Here is a 13,794-nt window from a genome sequence, read left to right as displayed (position 1 = left end):
CGGGCATCCGGCAGTGCCGTTCGGGCATGGCGTTACCGCGCCAGTCGATTTCCACTGTCGTCAAGGGATGTGCCGTCCTTTCGTGACATCTCCGTCGGCGTCATCCATCATTCTGCCTCTTCTCGGCGGTTCTGTCCGCGCCTCCATCATGTCGTCGTCGCGTGAGGTCGTCGTGCGTTCCGGCGGGCGAACCTGCGCAGACGGCCGTCGTCCGTCACGGTGACTGCAGAGTCGCGCTCTTTCGGCTCGAAGCATGCTCTCTGCCTGGTTCGATGACTGTCCACGTCGGCCCGACGCCGGCTTCAGCAGGCTTCGCTGACGAGGGTTGCGAGGGCGCCTCGCCGGCTTTCCTCCACAGAAGCTGTTTATCCACAACGATTCCCGCTGTCGGGTCGACCTTCATTCCTCCCCACGCCAAGTTATCCACAATGGAAAACTACTAAGAAGTAAGAGGGCTGCAGATCTTCCTCGAGTCGAACAGTCGTGCGAAACTGGATCCATGGCACACGATCCGCACAGCGAGCGCGCAGAGCGCTGGGAAGCATCCCAGCGCTCGCCCGGCTCTGCGCCGCGGGAGGCCGGATCCGGTGAAGCGGGCGGCGCCCGTGACGGTGCCGGGGCCGCGATGTCCGGCCCGCGTCGATCGACTCCTCTCCGGATCGAGGCCGGTGACGGTGCGCTCCGGATCGGGGAGTCGGATGTCTCCGCGACCCGCGCGGTGCTCGCCGAGCTCGGTGCCCATGGTGCGACGGCGCTGGATCATCAGACGCCCACCGAGGCCATCGCTCTGCTCGCCCAGCTCCAGGATCTCTCCGGGGCGATCGCCGCGGTCCAGGCCCGCGCGCTGGTCCGCTTGGAGTCCGCGGTCGTGGAGGACTGTCGGCGGCGCGAGGAGACCCCGGAGCAGGCACGGAGGATCGCTCGTTCCGAGGCCTCGAAGGCGATGAAGCAGTCGACCGCCTGCGCCGGGCGCTCCCTGTCCTCGTGCCGTCGACTGGTCCGATCCATGCCCGGGATGCTCGGCGCTCTCGCTGAGGGCAAGGTCTTGTCCACTTCAGCGCATCAGGTGGCCCGCACGCTCGGACCGGCGACTCCCGAGCAGCGCACCCTGGTGGATCAGGTCCTCACCGCCCACCTCCCGCACCTCGAGGGCTGCGGTCCGCAGGAGTGGGCCGGGGAGGCGGAGAAGGTGCTGCACGGCCTGGATCCGCGGGGCGCCGCCGATCGTCACCGCACGGCGACGAAGGACCGCTGCGTCACCGTGCGCCGCGGCGAGCACGGGATGTGCACGCTCACCGCGCGTCTGAGCGGGCTCGACGGCGCGCGGATCCGCAAAGGGCTCTCCCTCGCCGCGGAGCGATCTCGTGCGCAGGGAGACCGTCGCGGCCACCAGCAGATCATGGCGGATCTCCTCGCCGATGCGCTCATCGGCCGAGGCGAGGGGATCGACCCCTCCACGCTCGAGATCGGCGTGATCATCACCGACCGTTCGCTGCTCGCCCCGGATCACGCCGATGCCGCCACCATCGAGGGCTACGGCCCGGTGCCCTACGAGCACATCCGTCAGGAGATGCTCGAGGCGATGTCTCCCGCTGAGGAGGATCCGGAGCTCGCGATGACGCTTCGCACCCTCTACACCGATGCGACCGACGGTCAGCTCGTCGCCGCGGGTTCCGCAGCGCGCAGCTTCCCTCCGGCGCTCGCCCGCTTCCTCCGGCTCGCCCACCAGACCTGCCGGGCACCGTACTGCGAGGCGAACATCCGCCAGAGCGATCACATCGTGCCCTGGTCCGAAGGTGGTCCCACCGCTCTCGACAACGGCAACGGCCTGTGCGCCGCGGACAACCAGAAGGAGCAGGCGGGCGAGAGCGTCCGGGTCCTCCACGATGAGAACGGGGTTCGCCGCTCCGTCGAGTGGATGAGCCGCTACGGGCAGACCGCGCGCCGCCGCGGCATCAACTTCGACCCGATCGGCACGGCGGCCGGGATCCTGGATCGTGCGGCGAGGACCGGGGCCATGGCCGACGGACTCGGCGTCGAGATCGATGAACTCGGGCCGGCATCCTCCGCGGTGTCCTCGGCGACCGGTTCGCCCCGGACCCCGGAACAGAAACCCCCATCCGAGGAACGGCCTCGCACCAGAGATCGGGTTCTCGAGCTCGTCGGCTCGTACTCCGCCGCGCCCGTCGGCGGGGCGGAGCATCGACACCGCCCGCCGCAGCGGAACGACCACGTCTTCTTCCCCCACCTCACCCTGGTCGTCGACACTCCCTGGCGCGGACCGGAGCCCAGCCGGAGCGGCGACGACCCCGTCGGCGGATCCTCAGTTCGGAACGGCGCCGCCTGATCGGACGCGGCATCCCGATCAGGCGCAGCGCCGCCGTCTCAGCTCAGCCCAGCAGCTCGGACAGCTCCAGCCACCGCTCCTCGAGGCTCTCGATCTCACCCTCTACCGCCCGGAGGCGTCCCGTGATCTCCGACAGACCCACGTAGTCGGACTGATCGTGATCGGCCAGGGTGGTGTGCAGGGTCGCGGTCTGGCGCTCGAGCTTCTGCATCCGGCGCTCCACGGCGCCCAGCTCCTTCTGCGCCGCATGCGCCTCTGCCCCCGAGAGCCCGGGGTCGCCCGCCCCCGAGCCCGCAGCGGCGGCAGCACCGGTGGCTCCGCCGGCCCCCGCGGCTCCGCCGGACGTCTTCGCGGATCCGGTGGAGGCCGACGACCCTGCACCGCCCGACGACGCAGCACCGCCCGACGCACCGGCCCCCGCGGTCCCCGAGGACCCCGACGCCTCAGCGCCCTCGGCCCGCAGAGCCAGGTACTGCTCGACGCCGCCCGGCACGTGCCGGACCTGCCCGTCGAGCACCGCGTACTGGATGTCTGTGACGCGCTCCAGCAGGTAGCGGTCGTGGGAGACCACCAGAAGCGGGCCCGGCCAGGTGTCCAGCAGGTCCTCCATCGCCGCGAGCATGTCGGTGTCCATGTCGTTCGTCGGCTCGTCGAGCACCAGCACGTTGGGCTCCTCGAGCAGGGTCAGCAGGAGATCCAGGCGGCGCTGCTGGCCGCCCGAGAGCGCACCGACCTTGACCTTCTGGTGCGCGGTGGTGAAGCCGAGGCGCTCGAGCAGCTGGCCCGGGGTGACCTCGTCCTTCCCGGAGCGGAAGGTGGTCCGGTACCGGCCCACGACATCGCTGACGCGCGAGTCGAGGTGGTCCTGCAGGCCCTCCAGCTGCTGGGACACCTGCCGCACCGTGACCGTCTTGCCCTTCTTGACCCGGCCGGCCTGCGGCTCGAGCTCACCGGTGATCAGAGCCAGCAGCGTCGACTTCCCGGCGCCGTTGGGGCCCAGCACGCCGATGCGGTCCGCGGGACCGATGTGCACGGTGACGTCACGCAGCACCGTGGTGTCCCCGTAGCCGGCATCCACGTCGAGCACGTCGATGATGTCCCGGCCCAGCCGCGAGGTCGCCAGCTGCGACAGCGCCACCGTGTCCCGCACGGGCGGCTCCTCGGCGATCAGCTCGTTGGCCGCATCGATCCGGAACTTCGGCTTGGAGGTCCGGGCAGGGGCGCCGCGACGCAGCCAGGCCAGCTCCTTGCGCATCAGGTTCTGGCGCTTCGACTCGATCGCGGCGGCCTGACGGTCGCGCTCGACGCGCTGGAGCACGTAGGCCGCATAGCCGCCCTCGAACGGCTCGACGAGCCCGTCGTGCACCTCCCACATCCGGGTGCACACCGCGTCGAGGAACCAGCGGTCGTGCGTGATCACCACGAGGCCGCCGTCCTTCGGGCTCCAGCGGCGGCGCAGATGCTCCGCGAGCCAGGCGATCCCCTCGACGTCGAGGTGGTTGGTGGGCTCGTCCAGCAGCAGCACGTCCCAGTCGCCCACCAGCAGCTCCGCCAGATGCACACGGCGCAGCTGCCCGCCGGACAGCGAGGTGAGCGGCGACTCGAGGTCGATCTCGTCGAGCAGGCCGGAGAGCACGTCCCGGATGCGAGGGTCCGAGGCCCACTCGTACTCCGGCCGATCACCCACCACGCGATGCCGCACGGTGGTGTCGGCGGTGGCCTCGTCCTGCTGGCTCAGCACGCCCACCCGGACTCCGCCGCGCACGGTGACCCGGCCCTCGTCGGGGGTGCGGGTGCGGGCGAGCAGGCGCAGCAGCGTCGACTTGCCGTCGCCGTTGCGTCCGACCACGCCGATGCGATCGCCCTCGTCGATGCCGACGGTGATGTCGTCGAGCAGCACGCGGTCGGGCAGTGCGACGTGCAGGGACTGGGTGCCGAGCAGATGAGCCATGCGGAGAAATCCTCAGGGGGTGCGGTGCAGAGCGAGTGCTGAGCCGTGCGGGTGCTGAGCAGTGCGGTGCGTCGTGCGGATGTGCGGGGTGCAGGCGGAGGGAGCGGGGTGCGGCGTCGCTCGACGCCGCGGCTCACCGCTGGGGAGGGTCGTCCGCCTCGAAGGTCAGCAGCAGCGAGCGCAGGGTGTCGGCGAGCGCGGAGCGTCCGTCGGGCGCCAGCGGCTCGAGCAGCCCCTGCTCCGCCTCGAGCAGCTTCTCCATCGCGGCGTCGACCCGGGCGACGCCGTCGGGCCGCAGCCGCACCTCGACCCCGCGGCCGTCGCGCGGGCTGCGGTTCTTGCTCACCAGGCTGCGGGCGACCAGCTTGTCGATGCGCGTGGTCATGGTCCCGCTGGTCACGAGCGTCTCGTGCATCAGAGCACCGGGGGAGAGGGCGTCCTCCCCGCTGCGGCGCAGGGCGGAGAGCATGTCGAACTCCCATCCCTCGAGACCGGCATCGGTGAAGGCGGCACGACGGGCCACCTCGAGATACCGCGAGAGCCGGGAGATGCGGGAGAACACCGCGAGCGGAGCGACGTCCAGGTCCGGGCGCGCCGTGCTCCAGCCCTCGACGATGCGGTCGACCTCGTCGAGGCGCGGGGCGGCGGCGTCGTTCGGTGTGGTGGACATGGGGCGAGTCTAGGTGCCCGCCCGCAGCTCGGGCTTCTTCTGCAGAGCGCTCAGCCCGTACCAGGAGAGGTTCACCATGCGGGCGGCGACGATCTCCTTGGAGGGCCTGCGCGTCTCCAGCCACCACTGACCGGTGTAGGCCACCATCCCCACCAGCATCTGGGCGTACAGCGCGGCGTCCCGTGCGGGGTAGCGGTGCAGCCGCAGCTGAGTGGCGAGGATCTCCTCGACCCGCTGGGCCACGTCGGTGAGGAGGGAGGAGAAGGTGCCGACGGCGTGGCTGACGGGGGAGTCCCGCACCAGGATCCGGAAGCCGTCCTCGTTCTCGTCGATGTAGGAGAGGAAGGCGAGTGCGGCGCGCTCCATGAGCACCCGAGGATGCGAGCGCTGATCCTGGAGAGAGGTCTCGAGGTCGCCCAGCAGGGTGGAGACCTCGCGGTCGACGACCACCGCGTACAGCCCTTCCTTGCCCCCGAAGTGCTCGTAGACGATCGGCTTGGAGACCTTCGCGCGGGCCGCGATCTCCTCGACGGAGGCCATGTCGAAGCCCTTCTCGGCGAACACGCTCCGCCCCACCGCGACCAGCTGCTCACGGCGCTCCGTGCCGGACATGCGCGTGGTCCGCGCGCGAGAGGCTGCCTTCTCCACCATGGCGGGAGTCTCCCACACGCCCGGCGCGGCGCCCGCCGGGAACGGGCGGCCCCGACCGGCGTCGGCGTCCGCTGACCTGCCGTCGAACGGTAGGATCGGGCCGCGCCCGAGGCGCCACCTGCCCGTCGGCGCCCGGACGGATCGGCCGGGCGGCGGACCGGAGGGCGCGCTCCGCCATGGTGTAATCGGCAACACCTCAGATTTTGGTTCTGAAGTTTCAGGTTCGAGTCCTGATGGCGGAACGCCCGTCGCCGTTCCGGCGATGTCGCAGGACGACCGCGGCGCCGCCGCATGCCCCACCCGTCGAAGACCTCGAGGAGCCGCTGACGTGGGAATCGAAGAGACCGCAGCCCCTGCCGCCGTGATCGTGCTGGCCGCAGGAGCCGGGACCCGGATGAAGTCCAGGAGGCCCAAGGTCCTCCACGAGATCGGGGGCAGATCGCTCCTCGTGCACGCCGTCACGGCCGCCGAGGGCACGGGCCCCGCCGAGCTGGTGGTCGTGCTCCGCCACGAGCGGGAGCGCGTCGCCGAGCATCTCGCCGAGCATGCCTCCGAGGTCGTCGTCGCCGACCAGGACGAGGTCCCCGGGACCGGTCGTGCCGTGCAGTGCGGCCTCGAGAAGGTCACCGCGAGCGAGGGCACGGTGCTCGTCACCTACGGCGACGTGCCGCTGCTGGACCCCGCCACCCTGCGCGAGCTGGTCCAGGCCCATGAAGCGGCAGGTGCCGCCGCCACCGTGCTCAGCGCCCGTGTGCCCGACCCCACCGGCTACGGCCGCATCCTGCGCAGCGAGGACGGCTCCGAGGTGCTCGGCATCGTCGAGCACAAGGACGCCGACGAGACCCAGCTCGCGATCGACGAGATCAACTCCGGCATCTACGCCTTCGACCTCGCCGTGCTGCGCGACGCCCTCGGCCGGATCGGCACGGACAACGCCCAGGGCGAGATGTACCTCACCGATGTCCTGTCCATCGCCCGGGCCGACGGCCGCTCCGTGCGGGCCGTGGTCACCGAGGACGTGATGATCGTCGAGGGCGTGAACGACCGCGTCCAGCTCGCCCAGCTCGGCGCCGAGATGAACCGCCGCATCCTGGAGCGCCACATGCGCGCCGGGGTCACGCTCGTGGATCCCGCCACCACCTGGATCGACGCCGACGTCACGATCGGGCAGGACGCCGTGATCCTCCCCGGCGTCCAGCTCCACGGCGCCACCGACGTCGGCGCGGAGGCCGTGATCGGCCCGGACTCGACCCTGCGCGACACCGAGGTGGGCGCCGGCGCCGAGGTGGTCCGCTCCCATGCGCTGCTCGCCGTGATCGGCGCCGGGGCGACCGTCGGCCCGTTCTCCTACCTGCGGGCCGGGACGGACCTCGGGAGCAAGGGCAAGATCGGCGGCTTCGTCGAGACCAAGAACGCCCGCATCGGCGAGGGGGCGAAGGTCCCGCACCTGAGCTACGTGGGCGATGCCGAGATCGGTGAGGGCACCAACATCGGCGCCGGCACGATCGTCGCGAACTACGACGGCGTGAACAAGCACCGCACCACGGTCGGGCGCCACGTCCGTGTCGGCTCCGACAACGTGCTGGTGGCGCCGGTCACCATCGGTGACGGGGCCGCGACGGGCGCCGGCACCACCGTCCGCAAGGACGTCCCCGCCGGAGCGCTGGGCGTCAACGCCGTCTCGCAGCGGAACATGGAAGGATGGACCCTGCGACGCCGTGCGGGGACCGCGGCCGAGGCCGCTGCCCGTGCAGCCCTCGGCGCCGACGATGGGTCCGTTGCCAGGACGCCTGCAGACACTGCCGCCGATGAGCACAAGGAGCACGAGCAGCGATGAGCGGAATCGTCACCACCGGGGAGAAGCGCCTCGTCCTCGCCTCCGGACGGGCCCACCCCGTCCTCGCGCAGGAGGTCGCCGACGAGCTCGGCGTCGAGGTCCTGCCGATGGACGCCTGGGACTTCGCCAACGGCGAGATCTACGTGCGCTACGGGGAGTCCGTGCGCGGCACCGACGTCTTCGTGCTGCAGTCCCACCCGGCTCCGATCAACACCTGGGTGATGGAGCACCTGATCATGATCGACGCGCTCAAGCGGGCCTCCGCCAAGCGCATCACCGCGATCGCTCCGAGCTTCCCGTACGCGCGCCAGGACAAGAAGCACCGCGGCCGCGAGCCCATCTCTGCACGGCTCATGGCGGACCTCTACGAGACCGCCGGTGCGGATCGCATGATCTCCGTGGACCTGCACGCCCCGCAGGTGCAGGGCTACTTCGGGCGTCCCGTCGACCACCTGATGGCGCTGCCGATCCTGGCCGAGTACATCCAGGAGAAGTACGGCGAGGAGGACATCGCCGTCGTCTCCCCGGATGCCGGTCGGATCCGCGTGGCGGAGCAGTGGGCGAAGAAGCTCGGCGGGGTGAACCTCGCCTTCATCCACAAGTCCCGCGACCCCCGTCGGCCCAACCAGGCCGTGGCCAAGCGCGTGATCGGTGACGTCGAGGGGAAGACCTGCATCCTCGTCGACGACATGATCGACACCGCCGGGACCATCGTGCAGGCGGCCGACGCCCTGGTCGCCAACGGCGCGGACTCCGTGGTCATCGCGACCACCCACCCGATCCTCTCCGACCCCGCCACCGAGCGGCTGAAGAACAGCAAGGTGCGCGAGGTGGTCTGCACCAACACGCTTCCGGTCCCGCCCGAGAAGCAGTTCGACCGGCTCACCCAGCTGTCGATCGCGCCGCTGCTCGCCCGGGCGATCCGCGCCGTCTTCGACGACGGCTCGGTCACCAGCCTCTTCGACGGCGAGGTCTGAGCCGAGGGCTCTCACCGTCCGATCGCCAACGACCCCGTCTCCCCTCTGGGAGGCGGGGTCGTCCTCGTTCCCCGGACGCACGCCGACAGCGCTGTGCGGCGCCCCTCACGTCCGCTCCGTCGTACCCGCGGGCCCGTGCTAATCTCACCGGGTCACTTCGGCGAGGGAGCGGGCATCAGCCCGTCCGTGATCGACGCGGTGCGGAGAACCGGGAGGCCCAGCGGCCCCCAGTGCCCCGTGGCGTCGCTCACCGTCGAGCCACCGCATCCACGAGGAGCACACCCATGGCTGAGAAGCTGAACGTCGAGACCCGCGAGGACTTCGGCAAGGGCGCAGCCCGCCGCCTGCGCGTCGAGGGCCGCGTCCCCGCCGTCCTGTACGGACACGGCGAGGCCCCCATCCACCTGTCGCTGCCGGGCCACGAGACCGCCCTCGCGGCGCGTAACTCCAACGCGCTGCTCGAGCTCTCGCTCGCCGACGGCACCTCCCACCTGGCCCTGATCAAGGAGATCCAGCGTCACCCGCTGAAGCGCTCCCTGAGCCACCTCGACCTCATCACCGTCCGCAAGGGCGAGAAGGTCGAGGTCGAGATCCCGGTCGTCCTCACCGGTGAGCCCGTCGCCCCGGCCGCGGCCTTCGTGGACCTGCAGACCCTCTCCCTCTCGGTCGACGCCCTGAACGTGCCCGAGCACGTCGAGGTCGACGTCGAGGGCGCCGAGGACGGCTTCCAGGTCTTCGCCGGCGACGTCACCCTCCCCGAGGGCAGCGAGCTGGTCTCCGACGCCGAGCTCATCGTGGCCAGCGTCGCCCTCCCGCGCGTCGAGTCCGAGGACGACGAGACCGCGGAGGGCTCCGAGGAGACCGCCGAGGAGTCCGCGGACGAGGAGTGATCCCTCCGGAGCGGGGAGCGGCGGGTCCGCCGCCGCACCCGCTCCGTTGCTCACACCCCACGTACCGGGGCGTCGCGCTCAGCGCGGCGCCCCGGTACGGTGTCCGGGGTCGAGAGAACGCCCCTCCCGGAGCTGCGCCATCCCGGAACAGCACAGTGCCGAGAGGGACCGGCGGCGGCACCGACCGAGTGCCGACCGCGCGGGCGGAGCCATCGGCCGTGACCCAGCCAGCAGCGAGGAGCAGCCCATGTCCGTGAGCGAACGTCGGCCCGGTCCCTACCTGGTGGTGGGACTCGGCAACCCCGGCTCGAAGTACGCCGCGACCCGGCACAACATCGGTCAGATGGTCCTGGACCACATCGCCGACGCCTCCGGGGGCCGCTTCACCGCCGCCCGCCGCGCCCAGGCCGTCGTGCTCGAGGGCAGGCTCGGAGCGCCCGGCGCCGGCGAGCGGGTCATCCTCGCCAAGACCACCACATACATGAACGTCTCCGGCGGCCCGGTGAAGGCGCTCGCGGCCTACTACGACATCCCCCCGGACCGGGTGGTCGCCGTGCACGACGAGGTGGACATCCCCTTCGACGCCGTGCGGCTGAAGCTCGGCGGCGGCGAGGGCGGCCACAACGGGCTGCGGGACATCACCCGAGCTCTCGGCACCAAGGACTACCTCCGGGTCCGCGTCGGCGTCGGCCGTCCTCCCGGCGGCCGCGACACCGCCGACCATGTGCTGGCCCCCTTCAGCACCACCGAGCGGAAGTCCCTGGACCTGCTCGTGTCCGATGCGGCGGACGCCGTCGAGTCCGTGGTCCTCGAGGGCCTCACCGCCGCCCAGCAGCGCTTCCACTCCCGAGAGATCCGATGACCGCGCAGACCGCCGCCCCCACCCCGACGACCGCGCACCCGCCGCTGCGCCCGCTGCTGGACCAGCTGGCGGCCGGCCGGGACCTCACCGCGGTCCGGTCGCTGGTCGCCGAGGGCACCGAGTCGGGCGAGGGCGGCAGCATCGTCGCCGCCACCGGGCTGTTCCCCTTCCTCGTGGCCGACCTCGCCCGGCAGGCCACCGCCGAGGAGCCCCTGGTCATCGTCACCCCGACCACACGGGCGGCCGACGATCTGCGCTCCGCCCTCAGCGCCCTCGTCGGCACCGAGCATCTGGTCGAGCTGCCCGCCTGGGAGACCCTGCCCCACGAGCGGCTCTCCCCGCGCGCGGACACCGTCGCCAAGCGGCTCTCGACGCTCCGCCGCATCGCGCACCCCGAGACCGAGGACCCCGCCCACGTGGTCCTGATGCCGGTGCGCTCCCTCCTGCAGCCCATCGCGAAGGGGCTCGGGGACCTGCGCCCCGTGCGCGCCGCGGTAGGGGACACCTACGCGCTCGAGGACATCGAGCGCGATCTCGTCGACGCCGCCTACGTCCGGGTCGACATGGTCGAGAAGCGCGGCGAGTTCGCGGTGCGCGGCGGGATCCTGGACGTCTTCCCGCCCACCGAGCCGCACCCGGTGCGCGTGGACCTCTTCGGCGACGAGATCGACGACGTCCGCTACTTCTCCGTCGCGGACCAGCGCTCCCTGGACCCGGCGCCGCGGGGCCTGGACGCCCCGCCCTGCCGCGAGATCCTCCTGACCCCCGCGGTGCGCGAGCGCGCCCGGTCCCGCGCCGAGGAGCTGCCCGGCGTGCGCGATCTGCTGCTGCGGATCGCCGACGGGATCGCGGCCGACGGCATGGAATCGCTCAGCCCGGTCCTCGTCGGCGAGATGGAGCAGGTCGCCGACGTGCTCCCGGCCGGCGCGCGCTTCCTGGTGCTGGACCCGGAGAAGGCCCGCGCCCGGGCCGACGAGCTGGTCGCCACCACCGAGGAGTTCCTCGCCGCGGCGTGGTCCAGCGCCGCCGCCGGGGGAGGGCTCCCGATCGACGTGGGCGCGGCGAGCTTCGTGCCGCTGTCCGAGGCGAAGGGGCACGCCCGCGAGGGCGGGCGGCCCTGGTTCACCCTGGCGGCCTTCGGCCTGGACACCGACGTCGACCTCACCACCTCCTCGACCACCCACCCCGGCTACTCCGGACGCGCGGGGGACGCCGCGAAGGATCTCGAGAAGCGCCGCACCGAGGGCTGGTCCGTCGTGGCCACCATGGTCGGGCCCGGCGGCGCCCGGCACGTGACGGAGAACCTCCGCGCCGACGGGATGCCCGCGGTCTTCGCCCCGGAGCTCTCCGACCCCGTCGGACCCGGCGAGGCCGTCGTCACCGTCGGCCCCTTCGTCGAGGGACTGGTCGACGCCGACCTCAAGCTCGTCCTGGCCGCCGAGCGGGACCTCACCGGCAAGTCCGGGGCGCGCCGCGGCGAGGACCGCAAGATGCCCTCGCGGCGCCGCAACGTCGTGGACCCGCTGCAGCTGCGCCCCGGGGACCACGTCGTCCACTCCCATCACGGCGTGGGACGCTTCGTGGAGATGACCAGCCGCGCCGTGGGCGTCGGCGCCAAGCGCACCACCCGCGAGTACCTGGTCATCGAGTACGCGGCCTCCAAGAAGGGTCAGCCGGGCGATCGCCTCTACGTGCCCAGCGACCAGCTCGACCAGGTCACGAAGTACGTCGGCGGCGAGGAGCCCTCCGTCAACCGGATGGGCGGTGCCGACTGGGCGAAGACCAAGTCCCGGGCGCGCAAGGCGATCCGCGAGATCGCCGACGAGCTGGTGCGCCTGTACTCCGCCCGGCAGTCCGCTCCGGGCCACGCCTTCGGTCCCGACACCCCCTGGCAGCTGGAGCTCGAGGACTCCTTCGAGTTCGTCGAGACGCCGGATCAGCTCTCGACCATCGACGACGTCAAGGGCGACATGGAGAAGACGGTCCCCATGGACCGGCTGATCCTCGGCGACGTCGGCTACGGCAAGACCGAGATCGCGGTGCGCGCCGCGTTCAAGGCGGTCCAGGACGGCAAGCAGGTCGCCGTCCTCGCTCCCACCACCCTGCTCGCGCAGCAGCACCTGGACACCTTCACCGAGCGGTACACCGGTTTCCCGGTCACCGTGCGGGGCCTCTCGCGCTTCCAGAACCCGGGCGACTCCACGGCCACCATCGAGGGCCTCGCCGACGGCAGCGTCGACGTGGTGATCGGCACCCACCGCCTGCTCACCGGCAGCGTCCGCTTCAAGGACCTCGGTCTCCTGATCGTCGACGAGGAGCAGCGCTTCGGCGTCGAGCACAAGGAGACGCTCAAGGCGCTGCGCACGAACGTCGACGTGCTCTCGATGTCCGCGACGCCGATCCCGCGCACCCTCGAGATGGCGGTCACCGGGATCCGCGAGATGTCGATCCTGGCCACCCCGCCCGAGGAGCGCCACCCGGTGCTGACCTATGTCGGCGCCCAGGAGGACAAGCAGGTCACCGCCGCGATCCGGCGCGAGCTGCTGCGTGAGGGCCAGGTCTTCTACATCCACAACCGGGTCGAGGACATCGATCGGGTCGCCGCGCATCTGCGCGAGCTGGTGCCCGATGCACGGGTCCAGGTCGCCCACGGCAAGATGAACGAGCACCAGCTCGAGCGCGTCATCGTCGACTTCTGGGAGCGGGACTTCGACGTGCTGGTGTGCACCACCATCGTCGAGACCGGGCTGGACATCGCCAACGCCAACACCCTGATCGTCGAGAACGCCGACAAGTTCGGCCTCTCGCAGCTGCACCAGCTGCGCGGGCGCGTCGGCCGCTCCAGCGAGCGCGCCTACGCCTACTTCCTCTACGGCGCGACCAAGCCGCTCACGGAGCTCGCGCATGATCGCCTCACCACCCTCGCCACCAACACCGACCTCGGGGCCGGCATGCAGGTGGCGATGAAGGACCTCGAGATCCGCGGGGCCGGCAACCTCCTGGGCGGGGAGCAGTCCGGCCACATCGCCGGGGTGGGCTTCGACCTCTACGTGCGGATGGTGGGGGAGGCCGTCGCGGCCTTCCGCGGCGAGTCCGCGGCGCCGGAGAAGGAGATCCGGGTCGAGCTGCCGCTGGACGCCCATGTCCCGCACGACTACATCGGCTCCGAGCGCCTGCGCCTGGAGGCCTACTCGAAGCTGTCCGCGGTGCGGGAGGTCTCGGAGATCGAGCAGATCCGCGCGGAGCTCTCGGACCGGTACGGCGCGCCGCCCGCCCCGGTCGAGGTGCTGCTGGACGTGGCGAGGTTCCGGATCGATGCCCGGGCCGCCGGGGTCGACGAGATCCAGGCCCAGGGCAAGATGATCCGCTTCGCCCACGTGGAGGTCGCGGATTCCGTCGCGATGCGGATGAAGCGCCTCTACCCGGGGACGGTGCTCAAGCCCGCCGTGCGGCAGGTCCTCGTCCCTCGGCCGATGACCTCGCGCTTCGGAGGCACCGAGCTGCGGGACCACGAGCTGCTCGACTGGGCCCGTGAGGTGCTGCGCACGCTCGTCCCCGGCGCGGCGGAGCAGATCGCGGCGCCCACGGTTAAGGGCTCGGCGAAGTAGC

General features: G+C 71.6%; 9 protein-coding genes and 1 tRNA gene. 7 read left to right on the top strand and 3 right to left on the bottom strand.

The genetic code is table 11. The annotated features are described in order from the left end of the window. Positions 1-499 precede the first annotated feature (499 nt). Positions 500-2,347 (top strand): DUF222 domain-containing protein, encoded by a 1,848-nt coding sequence (locus CFK41_RS10250; RefSeq protein ID WP_227873037.1) that lies wholly within the window; start codon positions 500-502, stop codon positions 2,345-2,347. Between the two features lie 43 nt (positions 2,348-2,390). Here the strand turns inward: CFK41_RS10250 and CFK41_RS10245 are convergent, their stop codons facing one another. From CFK41_RS10245 to CFK41_RS10235, 3 genes are all read right to left on the bottom strand, one after another. Further along, a complete protein-coding gene (locus tag CFK41_RS10245) occupies positions 2,391-4,298 on the bottom strand; it encodes an ABC-F family ATP-binding cassette domain-containing protein (RefSeq protein ID WP_096799560.1) in 1,908 nt (635 codons plus the stop codon). A 133-nt stretch (positions 4,299-4,431) separates the two neighbouring features. After that, entirely contained in the window at positions 4,432-4,968 is a 537-nt protein-coding gene (locus CFK41_RS10240) for a MarR family winged helix-turn-helix transcriptional regulator (RefSeq protein ID WP_096799559.1), read from the bottom strand. Between the two features lie 9 nt (positions 4,969-4,977). Then, the gene (locus CFK41_RS10235) at positions 4,978-5,619 is read right to left on the bottom strand and encodes a TetR/AcrR family transcriptional regulator (protein ID WP_096799558.1); all 642 of its coding nucleotides are present in this window, start codon (positions 5,617-5,619) and stop codon (positions 4,978-4,980) included. Positions 5,620-5,789: 170 nt separating this feature from the next. On the opposite strand from CFK41_RS10235, the gene CFK41_RS10230 reads away from it, so the two are divergent. The 6 genes from CFK41_RS10230 to mfd all read left to right on the top strand — a co-directional run bounded on the left by CFK41_RS10230 (position 5,790) and on the right by mfd (position 13,793). Next, a tRNA-Gln gene (locus CFK41_RS10230) sits at positions 5,790-5,861 on the top strand. An 86-nt stretch (positions 5,862-5,947) separates the two neighbouring features. After that, a complete protein-coding gene (glmU, locus tag CFK41_RS10225) occupies positions 5,948-7,456 on the top strand; it encodes a bifunctional UDP-N-acetylglucosamine diphosphorylase/glucosamine-1-phosphate N-acetyltransferase GlmU (protein WP_096799557.1) in 1,509 nt (502 codons plus the stop codon). Next, the gene (locus CFK41_RS10220; RefSeq protein WP_096799556.1) at positions 7,453-8,433 is read left to right on the top strand and encodes a ribose-phosphate diphosphokinase; all 981 of its coding nucleotides are present in this window, start codon (positions 7,453-7,455) and stop codon (positions 8,431-8,433) included. The genes glmU and CFK41_RS10220 overlap by 4 nt, the downstream gene beginning before the upstream one ends. A 284-nt stretch (positions 8,434-8,717) precedes the next feature. Next, positions 8,718-9,323 (top strand): 50S ribosomal protein L25/general stress protein Ctc, encoded by a 606-nt coding sequence (locus CFK41_RS10215; protein WP_096799555.1) that lies wholly within the window; start codon positions 8,718-8,720, stop codon positions 9,321-9,323. Between the two features lie 247 nt (positions 9,324-9,570). Then, entirely contained in the window at positions 9,571-10,185 is a 615-nt protein-coding gene (pth, locus tag CFK41_RS10210; protein WP_096799554.1) for an aminoacyl-tRNA hydrolase, read from the top strand. Beyond that, positions 10,182-13,793, top strand: a complete 3,612-nt coding sequence (gene mfd, locus CFK41_RS10205) for a transcription-repair coupling factor (protein ID WP_096799553.1) — start codon at positions 10,182-10,184, stop codon at positions 13,791-13,793. The genes pth and mfd overlap by 4 nt, the downstream gene beginning before the upstream one ends. Position 13,794: the final 1 nt, after the last annotated feature.

It is taken from the genome of Brachybacterium ginsengisoli (genome assembly GCF_002407065.1).
Lineage (GTDB): Bacteria > Actinomycetota > Actinomycetes > Actinomycetales > Dermabacteraceae > Brachybacterium > Brachybacterium ginsengisoli.
This window is presented reverse-complemented; position numbering and strand designations above follow the sequence as displayed.